Origin of the sequence: Leifsonia sp. RAF41 (assembly GCF_052114085.1) — a bacterium.
Taxonomy (GTDB): Bacteria; Actinomycetota; Actinomycetes; order Actinomycetales; family Microbacteriaceae; genus Leifsonia.
In genome coordinates this window covers 2,747,772-2,771,789 of the sequence record NZ_JBFREB010000001.1, presented here as the reverse complement: position 1 = coordinate 2,771,789, position 24,018 = coordinate 2,747,772, and the positions used below count along the sequence as shown (strand labels likewise).

Here is a 24,018-nt window from a genome sequence, read left to right as displayed (position 1 = left end):
ATGCCGCGCACCCGTGACGAGATGGCCGCCCGCGCCGCGCAGGAGCTGGAGGACGGCTCGTACGTGAACCTGGGGATCGGCCTGCCCACCCTCATCCCGAACCACCTGCCGGAGGGCGTGCATGTCGTGTTGCACTCCGAGAACGGCATCCTCGGCGTCGGGCCCTACCCGTGGGAGGGCGAGGAGGATCCGAAGCTCATCAACGCGGGCAAGGAGACGGTCACCGTGCTGCCCGGCGCAAGCTATTTCGACTCGGCGATGAGCTTCGGGATGATCCGCGGCGGACGCATCGCGACCGCCGTCCTCGGCGCGATGCAGGTCTCCGCGTCAGGCGATATCGCCAACTGGGCCGTGCCCGGCAAGATGGTGAAAGGGATGGGCGGCGCGATGGACCTGGTCAACGGCGCCGAGCGCGTCATCGTCGTGATGGAGCACGTCGCCAAGGACGGCACGCCGAAGCTCGTCGAGCAGTGCATGCTCCCGCTCACCGGCCGCGGTTGCGTGGATCGGATCATCACCGACCTCGCCGTGATCGATGTCACCGTCGACGGCTTCGTGCTGCGCGAACTCGCCCCCGGAACCACTGAGGAGCAGGTGGTGGCTGCGACCGGCGCCGCGCTGACCGTCACCCGGGAGGCCGTGGATGCCTGAGCTGCGGGAGGTCGTGATCTGCTCGCCCCTGCGGACGCCCGTCGGCCGGATGGGAGGCGCGCTGGCCCCCGTGCCGGCGCTCGCGCTCGCCGAGACGGTGCTGTTGGCCCTGCTGGAGCGCACGGGGATCGACCCGGCCGTCGTGGAGGGCGTGATCGGTTCCCAGGGGTATCCCACGATGGAGGCGCCCGCCTTCGGTCGCGTCGCCGCCCTGAACGCGGGCTTCCCGGTGACGACGACCGGCTACCAACTCGACCGCCGGTGCGGGTCGGGACTCCAGGCCGTGATCAACGCCGCGATGGAGGTGCAGACCGGTGCGAGCGAGGTGCTGATCGCGCTGGGCGCCGAGTCCATGTCGAACGCCCCCCTCTATACGGAGCAGGGACGCCGCGGGCTGCCGCCCGGCGGACTGATGCTGCACGACGCCCTGGCCCGCGGACGGGAGACCGTCGGCGGCCGGAACTTCCCGACGCCGGAGGGGAACGTCGGTTCGGCCGAGACGCTGCGACGCGAGTACGGCATCCCCCGCGACGCCCAGGATGCGCTGGCCCTGCGCTCCCACCAGCGTGCCGTCGCGGCGCAGGAGTCTGGTGCCTTTGATGCCGAGCTGGTGCCCGTGACGGTGCCCGGCAGGCGCGGCGACGTCGTGGTCGCTCGCGATGAGCATCCCCGCGCCGACACGACCCTCGAGGCGCTCGCCGGCCTGCGCCCCATCCTCGGCCGTGACGATCCGGACGCCACGGTCACCGCCGGCAACTCCAGCGGCCAGAACGACGCGGCCGCCGCAGCGATCGTCACGACGCCCGAGCACGCCGCTGAGCTCGGCCTCACCCCGATGCTGCGGCTGCGATCGTGGGCCGTCGCCGGCAACGACCCGCGCGTGTTCGGCGTCGCCCCCGTCCCTGCCGCGAACCGCGCCCTGCAGCGCGCCGGGCTCGCCTGGTCCGACATCGACGTGATCGAACTGAACGAGGCGTTCGCCGTGCAGGTGCTCGCCTGTCTCGCCGACTGGGGAATCGACGCCGAGGACCCGCGACTCAACCCGCGCGGCAGCGGTATCTCGATCGGCCACCCGATCGGGGCGACGGGCCTGCGGATGCTGGCGACCCTCGCGCACGAGCTGCCCGCCCTCGACGGCACCCTCGCCGTCGAGACCATGTGCATCGGCGGCGGCCAAGCGCTCGCCGCCGTCTTCGAGCGACTGTAAGGAAAGACATGACGTCGACCGAACCGACCGGCGATCGGCCCTGGCTGAACTCCGACCTCCCGACCAGCGAACGGATCGATCTGCTTCTGAACGCGATGACGATCGAGGAGAAGGCCGGACTCTGCTTCCACAGCATGATCGGCATCGGCGACCTTACGGAGGCGAATCCGGTCTTCGGGACCCTAGCCCCCGTCGATCTCGTCGAGCGGCGGCACATGTCGCACTTCAACCTGGTCGGCGGTGCCGCAACCGCGCGCGAGATCGCCGAGTGGCACAACGCCCTGCAGGAGGTGGCCGCCTCCACCCGCTTGGGGATCCCCGCGACCGTGTCGAGCGACCCGCGCCACTCGTTCACCGACAATCCCGGCACGGCGATGATGGCTGGGCCGTTCTCGGAGTGGCCGGAGCCGCTCGGACTGGCGGCGATCGGCGATGAGGAGCTCGTGGAGCGGTTCGGCGACATCGCCCGGCAGGAGTATGTGGCGGTCGGACTGCGGGTGGCGCTGCATCCCCAGGTCGATCTGGCCACCGAGCCGCGCTGGTCGCGTCAGGTGGCGACTTTCGGCGAGGACGCTGAACTGGCCGGTCGCTTGGGGTCGGCGTACGTGCGGGGATTCCAGGGCGCCTCGTTCGGTCCCGGATCGGTCTCGACGATGACGAAGCACTTCCCGGGCGGGGGCCCGCAGAAGGACGGCGAGGACCCCCATTTCGCCCACGGACGGGAACAGGTCTACCCCGGCGGCGCGTTCGAGCTCCACCTCAAGCCCTTCGAGGACCTCATCGCCGCCGGGACGCGGCAGATGATGCCCTACTACGGCATGCCCGTCGGAACCGAGTACGAGGAGGTCGGATTCGGGTTCAACAGGTCGGTGATCACCGGATTGCTGCGCGACCGGTTCGGATTCGACGGACTCGTCTGCACGGACTGGGGGCTGCTGAGCGACCACGAGATCTTCGGTGACCCGTTCCCGGCCCGTGCGTGGGGAGTGGAGCATCTGAGCCCGCGCGAGCGGATGAAGAAGGTCATCGACGCGGGTGCCGACCAGTTCGGCGGCGAGGCCTGTCCGGAGCTGCTGGTCGACCTTGTTGTCTCGGGGTCGGTCAGCGAGTCGCGCCTCGACGAGTCCGCTCGTCGGATCCTCCGCGAGAAGTTCGAGCTCGGCCTGTTCGAGCAGCCGTACGTCGACGCCGCTGCGGCGGACGGGATCGTCGGGAATCCGGAGTTCCGTGCTGTCGGTGAGCGAGCGCAGCGCGCATCCATCACTGTGCTGACCAACGGATCCGTCGACGCGCCGACGCTGCCCCTCGCTGTTGCGTCACGGTTGTACGTCGAGGGTATCGACCCGGATCGCCTCGCCGGATACGGCGAGCTCGTGGCCACGCCGGAGGAAGCGGACGCGATCATCGTGCGCCTCCAGGCCCCGTTCGAGCAGCGGCCCACAACCTTCGAGAGCATGTTCCATTCGGGCTCACTGGAGTTCTCCGACGAGGTCATCGATCACGTCCGCGACCTCGCGAAGCACGCGCCGACCATCGTCGACGTCTACGCCGATCGGCCGGCCATCCTGGAGCCGATCGTCGAGGTCGCAGCCGCCGTCACGGTGAACTGGGGTGCGAGCGCCGAGGCGCTTCTCGACGTGCTGACCGGACGATTCGCTCCCCAGGGTCGTCTACCGTTCGACCTCCCGCGGTCGATGGCGGCCGTCGAGGCGGCGCGGCCGGACGTGCCCTTCGACACCGCCGATCCACTGTTCCGCTTCGGTCACGGCATCACCGAGCTGGGCGCTCCTGGTCGTCGGCTACCACCCCCGCGACTGACGTAAGGGCGATGCGCGGATGGGCGGACAATGCCGCGGCGGCGTCCGCCTCTAGACGCCCCTTGCGGTTGCAGCATCTTCTATGGTCGGGTGTCCATCGTGAGCTTCTTCCCGCCGGACCCGCCCGAGGACGAGACCGAAGGCAGCGAACATACGCCCGCGCCGTGGTGGAAGCCATCGGATGACGAGCTCGCCGCGATCTTTCCGATCAACGAGACGATCGCGATCAACGACAGCGTCGCACTGATCCTGACGATGGCCAGGGTCTACAGCAACGGCGTCGAGTTCGTCATCGAACGCCGCATCCGTCGAGGTGGCGCCACCCGTAGCGAATGGCGCGAGGTGCAGTCGAGCATCCACGGCCACTTCGTGCGCTTCGACCCCGACCGGCTCCGCTACGGCGTCGTCCTCGGCGACGGTCAGCAGCTGATCCTCGACCAGCCGCCCGGGATGTACGGCATCACTCCGGAGAAGCACAGCCTCAGCCAGACCGGTGGTGGCGGCGGGGGCGGCGAGGAAAGCTACCGCTTCGACGATGGGATGTGGCTGTGGCCGTTGCCACCCGCCGGGCCGGTCGAGATCGTCGCCCAGTGGCCGGCCTTCGGCATCCCGGAGTCGCATGTCGTGCTGGACAGCGCACCCCTGATCGAACTGGCGGGCCAGGCGCGGCCGGTGTGGGAGCGCTGAAGCCCGTCGGTCCGTTAGCTAGTGTGCCGCGTGCGCGGCTGCGTCCACGTGGATCCGCATCACGGTTTTGCTCTTGCCGATGTGACGCTCGAAAGCGAAGCCGGCCTTCTCGAACATCGCGCGTGTTCGGCAACGAGACCACCTCGCCTGCCACGACCCCATAGTGAGCGACCCGTTCCGTCCGTGACAAGAGCCTCACACTCGACACGGGGCTGCTTCAGGACAGCTTTCCCCGGACCAGAGCCTCCGCAGCCGACTCGAACCAGCTGCCGGCCGGCGGACCGCCGTTGCATCCGCCGTCGCTCGCACCCGGATGCTTCACCCAGAGCAGCGCGTCGAGTTTCGTAGCGGACGATTCTGTGATCTGCGGGTTCTGCCCGAGAGCAGCTCGCGGCGGATTGCACCAGCCTCCGGTCCAGCCGTGGCCATTTCTCGAGACGTCGATCACGAAGTGCTTCCAACCGACTCTGGATGACACCCTTCCGGCGTAGTCCCTCTCGGTCTGTGTCGCGTCGAAGTTCGAAACGTTCGTGAAGAATCCGCGCGCCGAGGCGATCCCCGCAGCTCTCAGGTACGCGGCCTGCGCATCCGGGGACAGCCAGCGGGCATTGCCTCCATCCAGGTAGATGGTGAGGCCGGCCGCATTCAAGATGTCGACGGCCGACCGGATGAGTGGCAGCCGCGTGTCAGCGACTCCCGCGCACTTCGCGCTCGACAGCATCGCGAGGGAGTCGGGTTCCACCAGCACGACGGAATGGCTTCCGGCCAGCGCGGCGGCGACCTGACGGTTCCAGTCGAGGTAGGCGTCCGCTGTGAACCCGCCTGCCGAGTAACCACCGCAGTCGCGGTCCGGCACGGCGTACGTCACAAAGACCGGAGTCGCCCCCTGAGCCGATGACGCCCGCAGGTGCCGCTGGATCACACTGAGAAGCAGCGTCGGGCTGTACCAGTCCCCGAGCCAGACGGCGGTGGGCTGGCTGGCGATCTGCTCGATGAGGGCAGCGGCCTCATCGTCGCCGGACGCCGTCAGCCTATCGACCGCTGTCCGCGCGTCGCTGTACGGGTCGACGTAGAGCCGGCTTCCGAAGGCAGCATCGGCAGGCGCGGGCGCGGCTGCGAACGTGGCCATCGCGACGGCCGCCGCGGCCAGGGAAGCCACCAGAGTACGCATACTCCGACTATCGGCAGCCTCCCCCAACGGGTAACCGCCATAGCTCGGAGGCCGTCAGAACCCGGCAGGCTCCCGGGGCGTGTAGGCCGCCGCGAGACGGGCTACTTCGTCGTCGGTGAGCGCGAGCTCGAGAGCCGCCACCGCGTCGTCGATGTGGTGGGGTTTGGTCGCGCCGACGATCGGTGCGGTCACGGAGTCACGCCCGGCCACCCAGGCCAGCGCGACCTGCGCCATCGGCACATCCCGTTCGGCGGCGACGGCGGCGACCGCGTCGACGATGGCGCGATTCGACTCCTCCTGCGCGCGGTACAACGTCTTGCCGAACTCGTCGTTGTCGGCACGCGTGCCGGAGCCGGGAGCATCCCACGGGCGGGTGAGCCGGCCACGCGCGAGCGGGCTCCAAGGCAGCACACCAATACCGGTGGCTCGGCAGTAGGGGTGCATCTCGCGCTCCTCTTCACGATCGAGCAGGTTGTACTGGTCCTGCATCGACACGAACCGGGTCCAATGGTTCAGCTCAGCGACCCGCTGGAGCTCGGCGAACTGCCACGCCCACATGCTGGAGGCGCCGATGTAGCGCGCCTTGCCCGCCTTGACCACATCGTTGAGCGCCTCCATCGTCTCCTCCATCGGAACGTGCCGATCGAAGCGGTGGATCTGGTACAGGTCCACGTAATCGGTTCCCAGACGAGTGAGCGAGGCGTCGATCTCGTGCATGATCGCGGCGCGAGAGAGTCCTGCGCCGTTTCGCCCGTCGCGCATTCGCCCGTTCACCTTCGTGAAGATCTGGACGTCCTCGCGCGACCCGAGTTCCGCCAGCAGGGCGCCGGTGATCTCCTCGCTGGAGCCGAGGGAGTACACGTTCGCTGTGTCGAAGCTCGTGACGCCCGCCTCGAAAGCCCGGCGCACGAAGGGCCGCGCCTCGTCGACGCCGACGCTCCACGGATGGCCGCCGCGTTCCGGGTCGCCGTACGACATCATCCCGAGCACGAGCCCGCTGATCTCAAGACCGCTCTTACCGAGTCTGACCGTGCGCACGTGAAGCTCCTCTGCTCATCGGGAAGGGTGGTCCGACTCTATTCGCCTCGGGCGGGCGGCCCCACCGCTCTGGCGTGCCGTAGATTCCAACTCGATCGCAACAGGATCACTCTCGCAACCGGCCGGCGGGACGGGGAGATTCGTCTCCCGGCGCTCAGCCGTTGAACGGGACCGCCACCGGGCCACCGAATGAGGGCGTGTCGTAGCTCGGCGTCGTGGAGACGTCCGACCGGTACTCGGTGCTGATGGCCACCGGCGCCGCATACGGCGTGACGGCTTCAACGGCTGGGCGCGCGTCGGCGGACGTCTCGAACGGGGTCTCTTTCAGGCCGATCTGCTGAAGCTGCTCGACCGTCCAGCCTTCCTTGACCGCCGCGTTCCAGCCTTCCTCGTAAGCCGCGAGCGCCTCGTGGATGGCTTTGCGTTGCTTGGCGAGCTCGCGGACGGCTGCGATCCGCGCCTGGATCTCCGACTCGAGCATCACATGCGCGAGCGAAGCGGCTGCGTCGGGGTCGACAGGGGCCTCAGTTGAAAAGGTCATCATCGTTGTCCTTCGATTCGGGTTCGAAAGTGCGGGAGCACATCGGAGTGATCCTGGGTTGACGCTCTCATGGCCGGCTCCGCGGGGGCAGCCCCCACTTCGGGTCGGGGCTCGAGTGGGCGTCCGAGGGCATCGGCGTCGGTGCGCGCCTGAGCGTCCGCCCGACGCCTGGAGGCGGTCGCCAGGGCGCCGCGAAGGACCATGTAGCCGGAGTAGAGCAGGAGCAGCACACCCAGGGCGGGCAGAATCCACGAGCGCTGCCCGTGGTCGAGGGCGCTGTTGACATAGCCCAGTAGCGGCACGCTGTACCAGACGACTCCGCGCACCTGGGCCGGGATGACCGGGGGATCCGTCTCCGCGTTGTCGTCGCCTCGGGTGGTGAACGTGAGCCCTCCGGTGGTCGACCGGGTGATCGCGATCACTCGGTGCGAGACGACGGCCGGGTCGCCGGAGCGGAGCTGGTAGGTCATGACGTCGCCGATGCGGATCTGTTGCACCGGCACCGGCTTCACGATGACCAGGGTGCCGGGCGGAAGCGTGGGCTCCATCGAGCTGGTCAGGATGGTCGCGGGGGTCGCTCCGGCGACCTTCGGCACCACGATGGCGGCGAGGGCGACCAGGATGACGAGGCCGAGGAGTCCGGCGCTCAGTCCGATGCCGAGGTACTCCAGTAAGGACTTCGTCTTCGTGGACCTCACGGAGTCACCGGGGCCGGCGAGGAGGCCGGGGCTGCTGCGGTCGGCCCGACCACCAACGTGGCTGCCGGCGACGTCAGGCCGACGGCATCCCGAGCGACGACCGAGTAGGTGTATTCCGTGTCGGCGGCTGCGCCGTCGTCGGTGAACGTCGTTGAGGAGGTGGAGCCGATCGGTGCTGCCGCGCCGCTGCGGTACACGTCGTATCCGACCACGCCCACGTTGTCTGTCGCGGCCGCCCACGACAGGCCCACTCCGTCGCTCGAGCCGGCAGTGGCGCTCGCGGTCAGGGCCGTCGGCGCGGACGGAGCGAGGTCGTCGGCGAATGACTGTCTGGCGCCGGTGGTCGCCGTGCTCGACCAGGTGCTGCCGGCGCTCACCGTCGTTGTCATCGCGATGTCGATCGCCGACCCGCTGGCGATTCCGGAGGCCGACGCGACGTTCATGGTCGTCCGTACGCAGTAGCCGGTCGATGCGCCGGGGCCGAGGGCGGCGGGGCCGAGCGTGCCGGTCAGTGGCACACCCGCCGCCGACGCCCACGTCGCGGAGTACGCGGTTGGTGGTACCACGGCGGAGGCGGTGCAGGATGCGGTGCTCGCGGTGGGCCACGCGAGGACCGCGATGGCTGCTGCCAGAGGGGCGGAACTGCCGGGACCGAGTGTCGCGACGGTGGTCACGGACGCGGTGACACTGCTCGTGTTGGTGACGAGCACGCCTCCGGTCGCGCTGGTGCGTCCGGATCGGAAGGCGACGTCGAGGTACGGCGCCATTGTCTCCGTCACCGAGACGGTGGCCGCCGTGACGGTCCCGGCATCCGTGGTGGTAGCGCCGTTCCAGAGGGCGTAGCTTCCGGTCCCGGGGAGGAGGGCGGCGACGACAATGGCAGCGGCGAGCGCGGGAGCGGCCAATGCGCCTGTGCGCAGCGCACTCCATCCCCTTCGCACATCGGACATCATCGCCTCCCCTCCCCGGATGCTCGCCTGACTGGTTGCGCTCGCCCTGCTACTGCTGTGCCAGCTTGAACGCGAGCTTTGTCAGATCGATGGTGCCGCCCTGCGCGGCCGTGCCTGCTGCGTCGAATGGCGCGCTCAGCACGATGGTGACCGTCTTCGTGCCCAGGGCACCCGTGACCTTGTACGAGTACGGCGCCGGGCCCGCGGTGAGCCCGGCGGGAAGGGTGCCGGGGATCGTCATGGTCGCGGTCCGCGCCAGAGCGCTCGCCAGCTCCGAGCTCGCGGCGTTGCCTCCAACGACGATCGACGTGGGGTCGAGGCTCAGGATCGCGGAGAGGTTGTCGCCGGAGGCCGAGATGTCGACCTTCTGTGTGAGGGTCAGGGTGTCGCCCGGAACGAGGCGGAAGGCGCCGATCGACGCGATCGCGGTCGTCACGCCGCCGTGGGTGACTGTCCAGGCCGGCGTGGAACCGGGGGTGTTCGCGATCGTCATCGTCCCAGACTGCACGGTGCCTGCCGCAGCGCTGGCGGTCCCGTTCCAGAGGGCGAAGGATCCGGCTCCCCCGAGGAGGAGGGCGACTCCCGCCGCCCCGGAGATCGCGCCTTTCAGGAACCTGTTCATCACACACTCACATTCTGTTCGGGTCAGGACCCGGCAGGCGCAAGCGTGCGCGCTCGAGAGGAGCGCAACGGGGTGCCGCGTCGTCGGGTCGACGTAGAGCGAGGGGATGGGTTCCCCTACATCGAGCCACCCGCGACCGAATGTCGGGCGGTCACGTCGGCTCAGAGATGAGAGTACTTGTCCGCATTATGGGGGACAAGACCGTTCTGTACACCCAGAACGGGGGTCACCTTTGCTGGAGCGCCCAAAGGGAAGCCATCCGTCGCGCCGGTTTTTGTACACAAGCTCTAAAGCTGCGCGCCTGCCCCGCTGGCGCTCATTAGCCGCGTCCTGACGGGGGACGCGCTCGATTGTTGCGTTCCAGTACGCCCCTAACGCCCAGGCGGCGTGACCGCCGTGGCCACCCCCGCGGCCGAATCGGCGGTCACGCCTATGCCGACCACATCATGTGGTTCGGCCTTCAGCATCCGCTCCGCTCATGAAGCGATTTCTGCCGGTAGCGCGAGTTTCGCACGCGCTGGTTAACGCGGTGGAAATCACAGCACGGCGAGAAAACCGTCGTCAGGAGCGGAGTTCTCTGCCGTGGACCGTCACCGCGTAGATCACCAACACGTCGAGCGCGATCATGATGATCGCCCACCACGGCTGTGCGGGCAGCGACAGCACATGGCTCACCGCGTTGATCGCGACGACGATCGTGACGAGAATGCGAGCCCACGTGCGGCCGGTCAGGAGGAAGAACGCCAGCACGACCATGGCCAGGCCGATGATCAGCGACCACCATCCCCACCCGGCGACGTTGAACGATGCGACGCCGCCCTGCGCGCCGACGAAGTACGCCGTGTTCGGGCCGATGATCGCCATGAGGCCATAGATGATGTCGATGGCCGCACCGATCAACAGCACGATCCCTGCGAAGTAGATCCAGCCGACCCAGCCTGAGCGCTGAGCAGCGTCGTGAGTTTCCGTCCGAGTCATCAGAACCAACCTCCCCAAATGTCATTCACAATGCGCGTTTGCCCATCTGGCCGCATGATGCAGTGCTTCGGAGGTGTTTGGCTATGCAGCGTTTTGCGATCGCGCCGGCCCCTAGGTGGCGAGCATGGAGCGGGCGGTCGCCCTGATGCGCTCGCGATACCGGGTCTTGACCTCGGCCTCCGGCACGTCAGGGAACACCATTCGCACCATCTGCGGTGCAGCCACGAACCAGTAGCACATGGCGATGATCGCGAAGTAGGTCGCTTCGGCGTCCCCGCCCTCACCCAGCGCCTCCCGTACAGCGTGGACGCGGGACTGGAAATAGCCGGCCCTCGCCTCGAACGCAGGCACGTCTGCGGATCCGTAATACAGCGCCTCCTGCTCGAACAACCAGGCGACCACCGGGTCCTCGGTGAGGAAGTCGAAGAGGTCGACGGCGTAGGAGCTGACGTCGTCGGACCGGATCGCGACGGTGTGCGCGAGTTCCCCGAGCTTGGTCTGCAACGCGGCCTCGAAGAGGTCCTCCTTGTTGCCGATGTAGGCGTAGATGGACGCCTTGTTGACCCCGGCGCGGTCGGCGATCTTCTCGATGCGTGCACCGCCGATCCCGCTCTGGGCGAATTCGACGATGCTCGCCTCCACCAACAGGCGTTCGCTTTCGACCCGGTCATACCGTCGTGCCACGTCGTTCCTCCCGAGTTGTGCTCTGCCTCTGACAGGCGTAGTTTATATCTAAACGTTTGTTTATATTGGAGGTTCGCGATGAACATCGAAATGATCACCCGCCCCGTCACCGAGGCACGCCTGAGTTCCGTGCAGGTCAAGGAGCTCACCGCAGCTTCGTCCGCGTCGGCTCCGCAGGTCGTACTGCAGGCGGAGGGCCTCGGCGCCCCGCAGCAGTGGAGTTCGCAGTTGCCGACTGCTGCTGAGCGCATCGTCATCGAATACGGCACCGCCAGACGCCGCTTCGAGCGGACGTGGGCGCTGTCTTCGGAAAGCCGTGGCACGCGGTACTACACGCTCGTCGACGACACGTTCGCGAGCGGGTATGTGAGCCACTGAGTTCTGTCCCCGCGGTAGTCGAGGTGCGGGAAAAGATAAGCTCTCTGTTATCGCTTCGACATCCGTGCTTCAGCCGATCTCGGCCGGGTTCGTCGCGGCCATCTCGGGGTTTGCGTCGTCTTTCGTCATCGTCATCGCTGGTCTGCATTCTGTCGGCGCCACGGACGCCCAGGCGTCATCGGGTCTATTCGCGGTGTGCATCGCGATTGCCGTCGTCAGCACGGCAGCTGCGCTCTGGTTGCGAGTGCCTCTCGCGATCGCGTGGTCTACGCCGGGTGCCGCGGTGCTGCTTGCTGCGGCCGGTGGGCGCACCCGCTTCTCGGACGCCGTCGGCGCGTTCGTGGTGTCGGCGGCACTCATGGTGCTCTCCGGACTATGGCGGCGGCTCGGCCGTGCGATCGCGAGTATCCCGCGACCGCTGGCCAGTGCGATGCTCGCCGGAGTGCTGTTGCCGATCTGCCTGGCGCCTGTGAAGGCGGTCGCCACCCTGCCGCAGTACGCTGTCCCGATCGTGGTCGTCTGGCTAGTGCTGTTCCGGCTCGCGCCGCGGTGGGCAGTGCCGGCGGCCATGCTGGTGGCCGTTGTGGCAATACTCGTGGCCGCGGGAACCGGTTGGATAGGTGGGGCCGCCATCTCGCCGCAACTTGTGTTCGTCGCCCCCACATTCGATCCGTTCACGATTCTGAGCGTCGGGCTGCCGCTGTTCGTGGTGACGATGGCGGGTCAGAACGTTCCGGGATTCGCGGTGATGCAGACCTACGGCTATGTCGCGCCGCCACGGTTCTCGCTGGTCGGCCAGGGCCTCGGCTCGGCGGGCGCGGCCCTGTTCGGCGGCCACGCGATCAATCTCGGCGCGATCACCGCAGCGATCATGGCGTCGCCGGAGTCGTCGCCCGACCCATCCCGCCGGTGGATCGCAACTCTGACGAACGGTCTGCTCTATCTTCCGCTCGGTGCGGCTGCGGGTTTGGCTACTGCGCTGATCGGTGCTGCGCCCGCGATCCTTGTCACCGCGGTCGCCGGTCTGGCGGTGCTCGGAGCGCTCGTCAGCAGCATCGTGGCCGCACTGGAGGACGTGCGGCACCGGATCGCGGCGATCGTGACCTTCCTCGTCGTTGTGTCCGGTGTTGTCGTGGGCGGAATCGGATCGGCGCTCTGGGGCCTCATCGCTGGGGCGATCACGATGTGGTGGCTGGATCGTCGACTCCCGATGACGCCGAGCTGACGCAGAACGCCCACTCAGCGCGCTGCCCATCGGATGACGCCCGTGCTCTGAGCGCTTACTCAGCCGGCGACGGTATCCGGAAGGAAGGCGGGCGGGCACAATGCGAGCAATGACCGGTTCCCCGCTGACCCCAGATCCACATGAGACCGGTGTCCGGGGTGAGGTCACCGATGACCGCTTCGTGGGCGACCGTGACCTCACGCATTGGTACACGCCGCTCGGTCGGCAACTGGCACGATTCGCGCACTGGATCAGCGCCCGCCTGGGAGCGAACGCTGCGCTCATCATCACCCTCGTCGTCGGGATGACGCTGGCCGTCGTTCTCACCCTGATCGCGGCGCAGGTGTACGACGCTGTCACGGACAAGGACGGCGTCGCCGGCCTCGACCTGCCCGTCCTGAACGCGGCGATGCACCTGCGCTCGCCCGTGCTGAATGCCTTCACCATCGGCTACACGGATATCGCCGGCGAGATCGGTATGCCGATCATCGCGGTGACGGCCATCCTCGTGCTCGCTCTGCGCCGTCGCTCGTGGACTCCGGTACTGCTCATCGCCGCTGCGGGAACCGGCTCACTCCTGATGACCATCGCGGGAAAGGACCTGATCGGCCGGCATCGCCCACCGCTGACGGACGCTGTGCCGCCGTATGAATTCTCGCCGTCGTTCCCGAGCGGCCACACGTTGAACGCGGTCGTCGTCGTCGGCATCATCGCCTACCTGCTGATCCTCAGACGCCACTCCGTTCACGCCCGCGTGCTCCTGATCTGCGGCGCCGGCTTCTACGCCTTCACTGTGGGATTGAGCCGGATGTATCTCGGCCACCACTGGTTCACCGACGTCCTCGCTGCGTGGGCCCTCGGCGCCGCCTGGCTGACCCTGATCATCACCGCCCACCGCCTCTACCTGACGGTCCAGCGCCGCCGCGAACCGGTTGCCCCCGCGCAAGCCCCGTCGCAGGCGATGCCGGGTCGCTAGCATTGCCCACGTGGCGCTGGAATCACTCTTCGGGCTGGACGGACGAGCCGCCCTGGTGACGGGTGGCAGTTCCGGCATCGGTCGGGCTATCGCGGTCGCCTTGGCCGGGGCGGGAGCCCGTGTTGTCATTGCTGCCCGGACGTGGTCGACCATCTCCGCCACGGTCGATGAGATTCTCGCAGCCGACGGCTCCGCGCGAGGAATCCAGGCCGATCTCGCGACGAGATCCGGCGTCCATGAGTTGGCAGACCAGGTTGGGGATGTCGACATCCTCGTGAATTCCGCGGGTGTGAATCTGAGGCCGCCGATGGCTGACCTCGACGAAGCCACGTGGGATGCGACCATGGCAGTGAATCTGGATGCGCCGTTCATCCTCGGGCAACGACTGGCTCCGGCGATGGCGTCCAGACGTTTCGGGAGAATCATCCACATCAGCTCCCAGCAAGCGCATCGAGCGTTCGCGTCCAGTGGCGCTTACGGTGTGTCCAAAGCTGCCATCGAGGGGCTGGCCCGCTCGCAGGCGGAGGCATGGTCGAAGTACGGTGTCACGGCCAATGTGCTGGTTCCCGGATTCGTCGAGACGCCCCTGAATGCGAGGCTGAGCGCCGACCCGAAGACCGTGGCTGCACTCGCGGCACGGACGCTTGTCGGTCGCAACGGCCGCACTGAAGACTTCGCGGGCGCCGCCGTGTTTCTTGCAAGCCCTTCGGCGGCTTACGTCACGGGGCAGTCGATCGCGGTCGACGGCGGTTTCTCGGTTCACTGACCGGGTCGCGGAGGGTGCGGGCCAGTGTGCGCGACTACTGCAGTGCGGACGTCAGCCGGGCGACCCCATCCAGGAAGGTGGCGGACGCCGGCTCCTTCTCCCACTCTTCGAGGGTGAGCCGGCGGCCGGCGTCGCGGTAGCCCTGCTCGACCGCCCGCATCTGAGCGACGAACGTTTCGCCGCGCACGAGCAGCGTCACCTCGGAGTTGAGGGCGAACGAGCGGATGTCCATGTTGCTCGACCCGATCACCGCGACATCGTCGTCGATCGACACATGCTTCGAGTGCAGGATGAACGGGGCCGGGTACAGCCAGATCTGCACGCCCGCCTGCAGGAGCGGTTTGTAGTAGGAGCGCTGGGCGTGCCAGACGGATCCCTGGTCGCCGATCTCGGAGACGAACAGCTGCACCTCGAGGCCGCGCTCGCAGGCTGAGGTGATGGCGTACATCATCGCCTCGTCGGGTACGAAGTACGGGCTGGTGATGATGACCGTGTGCTGGGCGGAGGTGACCAGGGTGAGGAACTGGCGCAGGTTGTTCTCGCCGACGTAGCCGGGGCCGCTCGGTACCACCTGGCAGACCAGGGCATCCGGCGACGGGTCTGCGGGCACATCCCGGGCGGGCACGTTCGCCTCCGCCTCCAGGAGCTCACCGGTCTCGAGGTACCAGTCGGACAGGAAGACGGCGTTCGTCGCAGCGACGATCGGCCCGGTCACCCGTGTCATCAGCTCCTGCCACTGCAGTCCGCGCTTGATGTTCTTGGGAGAGTTGTAGCTGCGGTCGATGAGGTTCTGCGACCCCATGAACCCCGCCCGGCCGTCCACGACGAGCAGCTTGCGGTGATTGCGGAGGTCGGGTCGCTGGTATTCGCCCTTGAAGGGGCGAACCGGCAGCATGTAACTCCATTTCACACCGATGCGATCCAGTTCGGCGAAGGTCTCGTCGTGTGCGGCCACCCGCCGCGAGGCGACGTAGTCGGCGAGGAGGCGGACCGCTACCCCGCGCTGCACGGCGCGTTCCATCGCGGCGAAGAAGCCCTTCGTCGTCGCATCGAACGAGACGATGTAGAACTCGGCGTTCACGAAACGGGTGGCGGTGTCGATTTCGGCGGCCATCGCGTCGATCGAGGTCGTGTAGTCGCCGATCAGAGTCGCGCTGTTGCCGCTGGCGGCCGGCAGGGCGCCCAGGCTCTGGTTCTGACGCACGAGACCCGCGAACCAGTCGGGCCAGGCCGAGCGGTCGCCCGCCAGCTCGACCTCCGAGGCGCGCTCGGCGATCATCCGGTTGAGTTCGGCCTGCTTCTCGCGCCGTTTCTTGGGGAGCTTCACGTTGCCGATGAGCAGGAACAGGATGATGCCGATGAACGGGATCAGGAAGATGGCGAGCAGCCAGGCCATGGCGGCCGTCGGCTTGCGGTCCCTCGGCACGATGATCAACGCGGCGATGCGGATCGCCAGGTCGACGAGGATCAGGATGCCGCCGATGAGCGGTGGAAGCTGATCATTCACCGGACAGCCCTCGGGCTGGTTCGTCTGCAACACCGGTGCGATCATCCATGTGCGTTCCCTTCCGAGGCTGAGTCTGCCGTCAGGCTGGGCGAGCGCACAATGATGCGTTCAGCGGTCCCCTTGCCACCCGGCCGGCAACGGCAGTCCAATGGGGCCCATGAGAAACAACACAGGCCCATTCGGGATGCGCATGCCCGACATACCGCCGGCTCGCCGCGCCCTCTTCGTCGCGGTCATCGTCTGGAGTCTCGCCTGGAAAGGCGCGTCACTCTGGCGAGCGGCCAGGAACGGCAGCAAGCCGTGGTTCGTGACCCTACTGCTGACGAACACGCTCGGCGTATTGGATGCCGTCTACCTGTTCGCACTGCACCGACGGCCGAACGCCCGGCTGGTCGAGGAGGCCATCCTCGCCGCAACCGGCGAGCCGGAACAGGGCGGACACTGGGACGAACCGCGCGGGCCAGCCGGGCCATGAACTCGAGCCGCCCGCCGGGGTAGCCCGCCACTCACGGCTGCCGATAGCGTGAACCGGGGCCGGACGTCCGGACTGGCGAAAGAATCGGCGGTGGAGCAGCGATGAAGGTCAGCGATACCAGCGACTTGTGGTGGAAGAGCGCCGTGATCTACTGCCTCGACGTCGAGGTTTTCATGGACGGCGATGGCAACGGCATCGGAGATCTCGGTGGTCTCGCGAGCCGGCTCGACTACCTGGAGGAGCTCGGTGTCACGTGCCTGTGGCTCATGCCGTTCTATCCATCGCCCGACCGGGACGACGGATACGACATCTCGGAGTTCCTCGGTGTGGATCGGCGGCTCGGGGATCTCGGGGATTTCGTGGAGGTGATCCGAATCGCCGAGGATCGCGGGATGCGCGTCATCGTCGACCTCGTCGTGAATCACACCTCGGACGAGCATCCCTGGTTCAAGGCCGCACGCTCGAGCCCCGACTCGCCCTACCGGGACTTCTACGTGTGGCGGGACGAACCGCCGAAACGTCAGCCCAAACCGGTCTTCCCCGACCAGGAGACCAGTGACTGGCAGTACGACGAGAAGGCCGGGCAGTACTACCAGCACGTGTTCTACCGTCAGCAACCCGACCTCAACATCACGAACGAGCGGGTGCGCGATGAGATCGCCAAGATCGTCGGATTCTGGGTGCAGCTGGGGGTGTCCGGATTCCGTGTGGACGCTGTGCCGTTCCTTCTCGACACGACCGGCATCGTCGACGGCGCAGCACTGCTGCCGGACCCGCACGCCTACCTTCGCGACCTGCGATCGTTCCTCGACCGGCGCTCGGGGCAGGCGATCCTGCTGGGCGAAGTTAACCTCCCCCGGAGCGACCAGAACACCTTCTTCGGCGGAAAGGAGGGCGACGAACTCACGATGCAGTTCGATTTCATCAGCATGCAGAAGATGTACCTGTCGCTCGCCCGTGGCGACGCGCGCCCCCTGGCGAAAGCACTCCTCAGCCGCCCCAAGGGCTCGCCGGATATCCAGTGGGCGAACTTCGTGCGCAACCACGATGAGCTCACCCTCGACAAGCTCACCGACAAAGAACGCGCCGAAGTCTTCGCCGCGTTCGGTCCGGAAAAACGGATGCAGGTCTACGACCGCGGGTTGGTGCGCAGGCTTCCTCCCATGCTCCAGGGCGATCCGCGCCGCATCCGCATGGTCTACAGCCTGATGTTCTCCCTCCCGGGAACACCGGTGCTCTTCTATGGCGAAGAAATCGGGATGGGCGAGAATCTCGATGTCGGCGGGCGGTTGTCGGTCCGCACTCCCATGCAATGGAACGCCGATCGAAACGGCGGCTTCTCGACCGCGCCGACATCAAAGCTTCGTAGAGCCGTCACCTCGGGCGGGTTCGGCCCGGAACACGTCAATGTCGCCGACCAGCGGCGGGATCCGGACTCGCTGCTCGCATTCATCCGCACCCTCATCCGGCACTACCGCAACGGACGAGAGTTCGGCTGGGGCGCGTTCGACGTTCTGGAGCAGCCCGACAAGGCGGTCTTGGCGCACACCCTGACCGTGGGCGACCGACAGATCATCGCACTGCACAACTTCGCGTCCGAGCCCCGGGAGGTGCAGCTCACCCTCCCGGCCACAGCGGACGACCGGCGACTTACCGACGTCTTCACCGGCATACAGGTTCCTGTCGAGGGCAAGGCGCTGACCGTTTCCCTCGATGCCTACGGTTACCGTTGGCTGCGACTCACGGCGCTGGACGACATCGACCTGTACTGAGAGCCACCGCGCTCAGACGTTCGGCCAGCTGCTGGTGAGGTAGGCCTCGACGGCGCGGTGACGGAACGTGTAGAGCCTCCCGCGCCCGATGATGCCGCGAACGGTGTCGAGTCGCTGCGATGTCGGTCCGGCGTCGGTGGCCTTCTCGAGACCCATCTGCCGCGCGATGTTCGTGAGTGTGCGATCAGCGACGGGAAGCGATGCCATCGTCTGGAGGAACTGGGTCTCCCTGCTGGGCAGGCGTTCGAGGATGCGCTCGACGTGCGCGGTCGCTTCGCGCTGCGCGCCTCGCCAACCGGTACGGACCTCATCGACCGTGATGGTGTCGCCCCGCCCCGCGTACCAGGCCTGCTCGCCGGCCAGCTGGAAGAGGAACGGCTCCCCGCGGCAGACGTCGACGATGAGGGACGCCGCATCCTGCTCCATCCGGATCCTCGTGGTGCCGCCGGAGCCGTCGGGGACCTCCCAGCCCTCGAGGACGAACTCCTGAAGGGCTTCGGCAAGATCCTCGTCGTCGATGCCGCTGAGGGTGGTGGTCTTGAACCGGCGCGCGAAGGTTGCGCCTTTGCGGGCCCCGGTCATGTCCTCGAAGTCGGGGAGGCCGGTGAGGTAGACCTCGATCGGGAGCGAACGCGTCACCTTCGCGCCACCGGGAACGGTGACCACGACCTGGTGGGACAGCGCGTCCCCGAGGGCGATGAGCAGCTGGGAGAGGGCCTTCTCGTCCGTGATGTTCTGGATCTCGTCGATGTGGATCAGAGCGATGACGTGGCCGTGGGCGATCGCCGCGTTGCCCACCTCGACGAGGAGCTCGGTGAGCGCCGTGTAGGGCTCGGGACCGGCGGTGGCGCGCAATGTGAGCGAGATGCCGGCAGCGGCCACCTCCTGTACGCGAGCCATGGCGTCGCCGATCCGCTTCTCGCGTGCCGACGCCAGTCCGGCCTCCGTGGCGAGCTTCAGGATGGCGCCGGCAACGAGCTTGAGCGGGTCTGCGCCGGATGGGATGCGGAGCTGGGGTGTGACCCAGTCGCCTGCCCGCTCCGCCTCCTCAGCGATGCGGCGCACGAGCGTGGACTTGCCCAGCCCCGGTTCGCCGAGGATCGTGCGGCCGCGCTCGGGGAGGCCGGCGAGCCTGCGCGGACGGACGACGTCGCGCCAGTCGCTCAGCTGCTCCGTCCGGCCGGCCCAGACGTCGGGGACCGTGTCCGATCCGGGGCTGAAGGGATTGTTGAGAGCGTCGCGCACGCTGATAACTTTATCAGCGCACGGCGTCTTGATAAAGTTATCGCTGCCAGCGCTGAAGCGGTTCCGGCGGCCGCTATCCCAGCCGGCTCACCCCGTTGCCGAGGACGAAGGCGCCCACCATCACCAGGATGAGCACCGTGACCAGTGCGCCGTTCCCCGCGATCCAGGCACGGGTCCGCTCCAGCAACGGTCGCGTCCGCACCGGCGAACTCAGAGCGATCACCACGAGCGCGACCACCGTGGACCCGCTGATGAGCGTGTAGAAGAGGACCGCCACGGGGTACTGCCAGCCCATCAGATCCGCTCCACGGATGGCGAGCCCGGCCGCGGCGCCCAGGAGAATCGATTTCGGCCGCACCGCGAGACCGAATCCGAAAGCGAGTGACGACCAGGGGCCGAACGATCCGACGGCTCTCAGCCAGCGGGGTTCAGGGGCGGAATGGTCGCGGGGGCGTCGCCGCCATTCGATGAACGCGAGAATCTCCAAGGCGAGTCCGATCACGATCTCGAAGGTGCCGACCGCAACCTGCGGTTGGCGGTGGGACGCCAAAGGCAGGGCTTGCGCCAACACGGCGAAGAGAAGCGTGACGAGGGCGATGCCCACCACCAATCCGAGAGTGAACGGGATGGAGGAGCGTCGCTGATTCGCGGACAGCAGGATGATGACCGTCGCGCTGATGGGGACCGAACTCACGGCGCCCGCAATGGCGAGAGGGAACAGGTGCCCTACTGCATCCCACATGAGGTTCAGGCGCCCGGGCGCGTGCGGTGCGCACCGGTCCGCGACGAGCGGACACGCTTCTCCGCTTTCCGCCCCACACGTTCCATGGATGTCCTTTCGGCCGTTGGTGCAAGGGAACCACACGGAGGATTCCACGCACTAGCGTCGGAATGCGTGCGGGCTATCGGGACTCCGCGCGGAAGGCAGCGATCGCCAACTCGGCGAAACGCTCGGCGGCGTCTGCCCGACGCTCGGGCGCAGCGGCGGACAGACCTCGCCCCGCCAGAAGGACGAGGGTCAGGTCTTCGATGCGGAAGTCGGCACGGAGGTCGCCGGCGGACTGGGCGCGGCGCGCGAGCTCCGCGAGCATCCCGAGCAGTTCCCGGCGGTGAGCGGCGATCGTCCCGTCCGCCGCGCCTGCGGACGTGAAGGCATCCACGAACCCCCTGTTTCGGACGTTCAGCGCGGTGAGGCGGCGGATGACGGAAGCGAACCCGCGCCACGGGTCGGGGTCGCCTGCACCGTCGATCACGATCTGCCGGCATGCGCGGAGCTCGAGCGCGAAGGCCTCCTCCACCAGCTCCTGCTTGGTGGGGAAGCGGCGATACAGCGTGGCAGGACCGATCTCCGCTCGGCGGGCGACTTCTCGCATGCCGACGTCGAGGCCGCGCTCGGAGAAAAGGACGCGGGCAGAAGCCAGAATGCGGTCCCGGTTGTCGCGGGCGTCGGCGCGGAGCTGAGGCACTTTCTTATCCCGTTCTCTCACTTGCACTAACCGGACGGGGGCGTCCGTTACCGTCGGATGATACCGCGAGCAGGATGTAAGGAGACGATCATGCAGGCGATCACGATCCAGGAGTTCGGTGATCCGAGTGGGTTGCGCGTGATCGATGCGCCTGTCCCGAGAGCGAGCGCGACACAGGTCCTGGTGCGGGTCGAAGCGATCGGCGTCGGCGGAGTGGATGCGGTGATCCGCCGCGGCACGCTGGGGCGATCGTTCCCTGAAGGGATGGTCCCGGGGAGCGAGGTCGCCGGCGTGGTGTCGGCGGTCGGATCAGAGGTCGATCCGTCGTGGATCGGACGCCGGGTGTGGGCGTTCACGGGAACCAGCGGCGGCTATGCGGAGTGGGCGGTCGCACACGTCGACGACCTGACGCCCCTCCCGGCGGGCCTTGAGGCCGTCGACGCCGTCACTCACGGCAGTGCGGCCACCGTGGCGCACTTCGCCCTCCAGCATGTGCGATTCACGGCCGGTGAGACGGTCCTCGTGCGCGGAGCTGCCGGCAGCATCGGCATCGCTGCCGTCGAGCTCGCAGCGCAAGCCGGGGCGCGGGAGGTCGCGGTAACGACGTCCTCGCCTGAACGTGGTCGGCGGCTTGCGGGCCTCGGCGCGACGCGCATCCTGGATCGGGCGGGCGCAGGCGGAGCAGAGGGGACGACCACCTTCGACGTGATCGTCGATATCGTCGGCGGCGCCGATGTGCCGACGTTCATCGACCGTCTTTCCGCCAACGGCAGGTTCGTTCTCGTCGGCGCGATCGCGGGGTTCCCGCCGGCCGACTTCGGGATGACGCTGATCCGTGGGTTCCAGGAGTCGCGGTACTTCGCGACCTTCAGCCTTGCGACGATCCCGGTGGCCGACCGCAACCGCGTCCGCGCAGCCCAGTTCGCGGAAGCGGCGGAGGGCCGCCTCACGCCGGTGGTCCACGACGTCCTCCCGTTGGACCAGGCGGCGCAAGCACATCGGGAATTGGACGGGGGGAACGTCTTCGGCCGGATCGTGCTCGTGCCCGGGTGGGACCGTCAGTCAGCCGCTTCGGGCGGTGCCGCGAAGTAGGCCGGCGCTACCGCCGCCGTCGCCACGACAGCAACGCTGACGGCGACGGCCGCGAGCACCTGAAGACCCGCTATATACCCCAGGAACGCGACCAGGATGAGACCGACGGCCGCCCAGGGAGCCCAGCGCTGCGTCCAGTACGCGGGGGTTCGCGGGCCGGAGCGCCAGCGCGCGTCGACGTCGGCGCCGCGGCGGCCGGCCAATCGGCTGATGCCGGAGATCGCGACTATGAAGACAAGAGCGCACCACGACCAGTGCAGCCCCAGCGGATCGACGACCTCGAGCGCTACTCCGGAGAAGAACACGGCGACCAGCGCGACCGGCCAGGCGAGGCTCAGGTACCCGTAGGGCCCGAAGGTCGCTGCCGATACGCGGCGCCCCGACCCCATGGTCGCCCCCGCGACCTCCCGATTCTGCAGCATGAGCCGACCCTAGCGGACCCGGACCCGGACCCGGACTCCGGCGACCCGCAATCAGCCCACCGGGGCGATAGCGGGGAACGCATGCCGTCCGGTATGGTCATTCCGTCCGGGACGCGAGGGGGACGTGATGCCGATGACGGGGACAGCGACGGTCGACGCGGGGGAGCTGTCGCGGCTGCCCGCTGGACCGATTCTGGTGCGGCTGCGCCGGCTGCTGGTCACGGCCGGCGTCGCCGCGCTCGTCTACACGGCGCTCAGCACAGGAAGTGTCGGCACGTGTTCGGATGGTGACGGGACCTTCGGTCCGAACGGAGAAGCCCACGTCACGTGCGCGAGCCTGGTGCTCCGCCCGAGTTGGGTGATGTACGCCGTCTTCGCCCTGATCGTGTTCGTCGCGATCGGCAGGGTCGCCCGCAGGGCATCCACGGTACCGGAGGCACTGCGCGTCCTCGACCGCGCCGCCGCCCTCACCGTGATTTTCGCCCTGGTGGCCGCCGCCATCGGTCTGCTCTGGATGATGCTGGTGCCGGTCGACAGCCTCCTCGGGACCGGAACCGTCCTCTTCCCGTTCCCGTTCAGCTCACCCGAGCTCACCATCACCCACCCCTGAGCGGTAGTTCGGGCGAACGCCCCGGATCCGCCACGCGGATTCCGGGGCGTTCGTCACTGACGCCTGCTCGCGGCTAGGACTTCAGCCACTCCAGCAGGTCGGCGTTGATCGTGTCGGCCTGGGTGGTCGGCATGCCGTGCGGGAAGTCCTTGTACGTCTTGAGCGTCCCGTTCTGCACGAGCTTGGCCGAGAGCGGGCCGGCGTCGGCGTAGGGGACGATCTGGTCGTCCTCGCTGTGCATGACCAGCACCGGGACCGTGATCTTCTTCAGGTCCTCGGTGAAGTCGGTCTGCGAGAAGGCGACGATTCCGTCGTAGTGCGCCTTCGCGCCGCCCATCATGCCCTGGCGCCACCAGTTCTCGATGATGGCCTCCGACGACTCCACGCCGGGCCGGTTGAACCCGTAGAACGGCCCGGACGGAAGTGCCCGGTAGAACTCCGAGCGGTTCTTCGCCAGCTGCGCCTGAAGGTCGTCGAAGACGCTCTTCGGCAGGCCGCCCGGGTTGTTCTCGGTCTGCACCATGAGCGGCGGGACGGCGCTGATGAGGACGGCGCGAGCCACCCGGTCTTCGCCGTACGTGCCGATGTAGTGCGCGACTTCGCCGCCACCGGTGGAGTGCCCGACGTGGATGGCGTCGTGCAGGTCGAGCTTTTCGACCACCGCGCGCAGGTCGGCGGCGTAGTGGTCCATGTCGTGGCCGTCGCCGGTCTGGGTGGAGCGGCCGTGCCCGCGGCGGTCGTGCGCGATCACACGGTAGCCCTGCTGCAGGAAGAACAGCAGTTGGTTGTCCCAGTCATCCGCGGAGAGCGGCCAGCCGTGACTGAAGACGATGGGTTGACCGGTTCCCCAATCCTTGTAGTAGATCTCGGTGCCGTCCGACGTGGTGACAGTGCCCATGATTTCCCTCCCGGGTGACGATACGGGTGCTGTGGGAGACGGTGTTGCAAGGCACTCGGTGCCTCTTCACCGTAGCTTCCGGCGCTGGTGCGGCACCAGGGTCGTGTCGGTGGATCGGCTGAATGTCTCAGGCCGTTCGCCC

General features: G+C 67.8%; 26 protein-coding genes. 12 read left to right on the top strand and 14 right to left on the bottom strand.

What is annotated here, in order from left to right; genetic code table 11:
* The 4 genes from AB4Y74_RS13465 (at position 1) to AB4Y74_RS13450 (ending at position 4,362) form a co-directional block, all read left to right on the top strand.
* On the top strand, positions 1-651 hold the full coding sequence (locus AB4Y74_RS13465) for a CoA transferase subunit B (RefSeq protein WP_441799565.1): 651 nt from the start codon (positions 1-3) through the stop codon (positions 649-651).
* A complete protein-coding gene (locus AB4Y74_RS13460; RefSeq protein ID WP_441799564.1) occupies positions 644-1,858 on the top strand; it encodes an acetyl-CoA C-acetyltransferase in 1,215 nt (404 codons plus the stop codon). Before AB4Y74_RS13465 ends, AB4Y74_RS13460 begins: the two co-directional genes overlap by 8 nt.
* 8 nt (positions 1,859-1,866) lie before the next feature.
* Complete coding sequence (locus tag AB4Y74_RS13455; protein WP_441799563.1) at positions 1,867-3,681, top strand: glycoside hydrolase family 3 protein; 1,815 nt, start codon at positions 1,867-1,869, stop codon at positions 3,679-3,681.
* 84 nt (positions 3,682-3,765) lie between these two features.
* Complete coding sequence (locus AB4Y74_RS13450; RefSeq protein WP_441799562.1) at positions 3,766-4,362, top strand: hypothetical protein; 597 nt, start codon at positions 3,766-3,768, stop codon at positions 4,360-4,362.
* Between the two features lie 217 nt (positions 4,363-4,579).
* On the opposite strand, the gene AB4Y74_RS13445 is transcribed toward AB4Y74_RS13450, so the two are convergent.
* The 8 genes from AB4Y74_RS13445 to AB4Y74_RS13410 form a co-directional block, all read right to left on the bottom strand.
* Positions 4,580-5,533: a glycoside hydrolase family 6 protein gene (locus tag AB4Y74_RS13445; RefSeq protein ID WP_441799561.1), complete on the bottom strand. Its 954-nt coding sequence runs from the start codon at positions 5,531-5,533 to the stop codon at positions 4,580-4,582.
* Positions 5,534-5,587: 54 nt separating this feature from the next.
* A complete protein-coding gene (locus AB4Y74_RS13440) occupies positions 5,588-6,571 on the bottom strand; it encodes an aldo/keto reductase (protein ID WP_441799560.1) in 984 nt (327 codons plus the stop codon).
* A gap of 154 nt (positions 6,572-6,725) precedes the next feature.
* Positions 6,726-7,112, bottom strand: a complete 387-nt coding sequence (locus AB4Y74_RS13435; RefSeq protein WP_441799559.1) for a hypothetical protein — start codon at positions 7,110-7,112, stop codon at positions 6,726-6,728.
* On the bottom strand, positions 7,112-7,810 hold the full coding sequence (locus AB4Y74_RS13430) for a signal peptidase I (RefSeq protein ID WP_441799558.1): 699 nt from the start codon (positions 7,808-7,810) through the stop codon (positions 7,112-7,114). Before AB4Y74_RS13430 ends, AB4Y74_RS13435 begins: the two co-directional genes overlap by 1 nt.
* Positions 7,807-8,760, bottom strand: coding sequence for a hypothetical protein (locus AB4Y74_RS13425; RefSeq protein ID WP_441799557.1), 954 nt, complete (start codon positions 8,758-8,760; stop codon positions 7,807-7,809). Before AB4Y74_RS13425 ends, AB4Y74_RS13430 begins: the two co-directional genes overlap by 4 nt.
* Positions 8,761-8,809: 49 nt before the next feature.
* Positions 8,810-9,382, bottom strand: coding sequence for an alternate-type signal peptide domain-containing protein (locus tag AB4Y74_RS13420; protein WP_441799556.1), 573 nt, complete (start codon positions 9,380-9,382; stop codon positions 8,810-8,812).
* A 561-nt stretch (positions 9,383-9,943) separates the two neighbouring features.
* The gene (locus AB4Y74_RS13415; protein WP_441799555.1) at positions 9,944-10,360 is read right to left on the bottom strand and encodes a DUF7144 family membrane protein; all 417 of its coding nucleotides are present in this window, start codon (positions 10,358-10,360) and stop codon (positions 9,944-9,946) included.
* A gap of 111 nt (positions 10,361-10,471) precedes the next feature.
* Positions 10,472-11,044: a TetR/AcrR family transcriptional regulator gene (locus tag AB4Y74_RS13410; RefSeq protein WP_441799554.1), complete on the bottom strand. Its 573-nt coding sequence runs from the start codon at positions 11,042-11,044 to the stop codon at positions 10,472-10,474.
* 78 nt (positions 11,045-11,122) lie between these two features.
* Between AB4Y74_RS13410 and AB4Y74_RS13405 the strand changes: the two genes are divergently transcribed.
* The 4 genes from AB4Y74_RS13405 to AB4Y74_RS13390 all read left to right on the top strand — a co-directional run bounded on the left by AB4Y74_RS13405 (position 11,123) and on the right by AB4Y74_RS13390 (position 14,389).
* The gene (locus AB4Y74_RS13405; RefSeq protein ID WP_441799553.1) at positions 11,123-11,422 is read left to right on the top strand and encodes a hypothetical protein; all 300 of its coding nucleotides are present in this window, start codon (positions 11,123-11,125) and stop codon (positions 11,420-11,422) included.
* Between the two features lie 64 nt (positions 11,423-11,486).
* Entirely contained in the window at positions 11,487-12,647 is a 1,161-nt protein-coding gene (locus AB4Y74_RS13400) for a benzoate/H(+) symporter BenE family transporter (protein WP_441799552.1), read from the top strand.
* A 109-nt stretch (positions 12,648-12,756) separates the two neighbouring features.
* The gene (locus AB4Y74_RS13395) at positions 12,757-13,623 is read left to right on the top strand and encodes a phosphatase PAP2 family protein (protein WP_441799551.1); all 867 of its coding nucleotides are present in this window, start codon (positions 12,757-12,759) and stop codon (positions 13,621-13,623) included.
* 10 nt (positions 13,624-13,633) lie between these two features.
* Positions 13,634-14,389: an SDR family NAD(P)-dependent oxidoreductase gene (locus AB4Y74_RS13390; protein ID WP_441799550.1), complete on the top strand. Its 756-nt coding sequence runs from the start codon at positions 13,634-13,636 to the stop codon at positions 14,387-14,389.
* 34 nt (positions 14,390-14,423) lie between these two features.
* Here the strand turns inward: AB4Y74_RS13390 and cls are convergent, their stop codons facing one another.
* Positions 14,424-15,896, bottom strand: a complete 1,473-nt coding sequence (cls, locus tag AB4Y74_RS13385) for a cardiolipin synthase (protein WP_441799549.1) — start codon at positions 15,894-15,896, stop codon at positions 14,424-14,426.
* Positions 15,897-16,053: 157 nt separating this feature from the next.
* Between cls and AB4Y74_RS13380 the strand changes: the two genes are divergently transcribed.
* Positions 16,054-16,371, top strand: a complete 318-nt coding sequence (locus AB4Y74_RS13380) for a DUF5652 family protein (RefSeq protein ID WP_441799548.1) — start codon at positions 16,054-16,056, stop codon at positions 16,369-16,371.
* Positions 16,372-16,472: 101 nt separating this feature from the next.
* Positions 16,473-18,143, top strand: coding sequence for an alpha-amylase family protein (locus tag AB4Y74_RS13375; protein ID WP_441799547.1), 1,671 nt, complete (start codon positions 16,473-16,475; stop codon positions 18,141-18,143).
* 12 nt (positions 18,144-18,155) lie between these two features.
* Here the strand turns inward: AB4Y74_RS13375 and AB4Y74_RS13370 are convergent, their stop codons facing one another.
* The 3 genes from AB4Y74_RS13370 to AB4Y74_RS13360 all read right to left on the bottom strand — a co-directional run bounded on the left by AB4Y74_RS13370 (position 18,156) and on the right by AB4Y74_RS13360 (position 20,854).
* Entirely contained in the window at positions 18,156-19,388 is a 1,233-nt protein-coding gene (locus AB4Y74_RS13370) for an ATP-binding protein (RefSeq protein ID WP_441799546.1), read from the bottom strand.
* A gap of 73 nt (positions 19,389-19,461) precedes the next feature.
* Positions 19,462-20,130 (bottom strand): GAP family protein, encoded by a 669-nt coding sequence (locus AB4Y74_RS13365; protein ID WP_441799545.1) that lies wholly within the window; start codon positions 20,128-20,130, stop codon positions 19,462-19,464.
* A gap of 160 nt (positions 20,131-20,290) precedes the next feature.
* Positions 20,291-20,854: a TetR/AcrR family transcriptional regulator gene (locus tag AB4Y74_RS13360; protein WP_441799544.1), complete on the bottom strand. Its 564-nt coding sequence runs from the start codon at positions 20,852-20,854 to the stop codon at positions 20,291-20,293.
* Between the two features lie 90 nt (positions 20,855-20,944).
* Here AB4Y74_RS13360 and AB4Y74_RS13355 point away from each other — a divergent pair, with 90 nt between their 5' ends.
* Complete coding sequence (locus AB4Y74_RS13355) at positions 20,945-21,946, top strand: zinc-binding dehydrogenase (protein ID WP_441799543.1); 1,002 nt, start codon at positions 20,945-20,947, stop codon at positions 21,944-21,946.
* Here the strand turns inward: AB4Y74_RS13355 and AB4Y74_RS13350 are convergent.
* Positions 21,913-22,368 (bottom strand): hypothetical protein, encoded by a 456-nt coding sequence (locus tag AB4Y74_RS13350; RefSeq protein WP_441799542.1) that lies wholly within the window; start codon positions 22,366-22,368, stop codon positions 21,913-21,915. The two genes, AB4Y74_RS13355 and AB4Y74_RS13350, sit on opposite strands and share 34 nt — an antisense overlap.
* A gap of 133 nt (positions 22,369-22,501) precedes the next feature.
* Between AB4Y74_RS13350 and AB4Y74_RS13345 the strand changes: the two genes are divergently transcribed.
* Positions 22,502-22,978 (top strand): hypothetical protein, encoded by a 477-nt coding sequence (locus AB4Y74_RS13345; protein WP_441799541.1) that lies wholly within the window; start codon positions 22,502-22,504, stop codon positions 22,976-22,978.
* A 73-nt stretch (positions 22,979-23,051) separates the two neighbouring features.
* On the opposite strand, the gene AB4Y74_RS13340 is transcribed toward AB4Y74_RS13345, so the two are convergent.
* Positions 23,052-23,876, bottom strand: coding sequence for an alpha/beta fold hydrolase (locus tag AB4Y74_RS13340; RefSeq protein WP_441799540.1), 825 nt, complete (start codon positions 23,874-23,876; stop codon positions 23,052-23,054).
* Between the last annotated feature and the right edge of the window lie 142 nt (positions 23,877-24,018).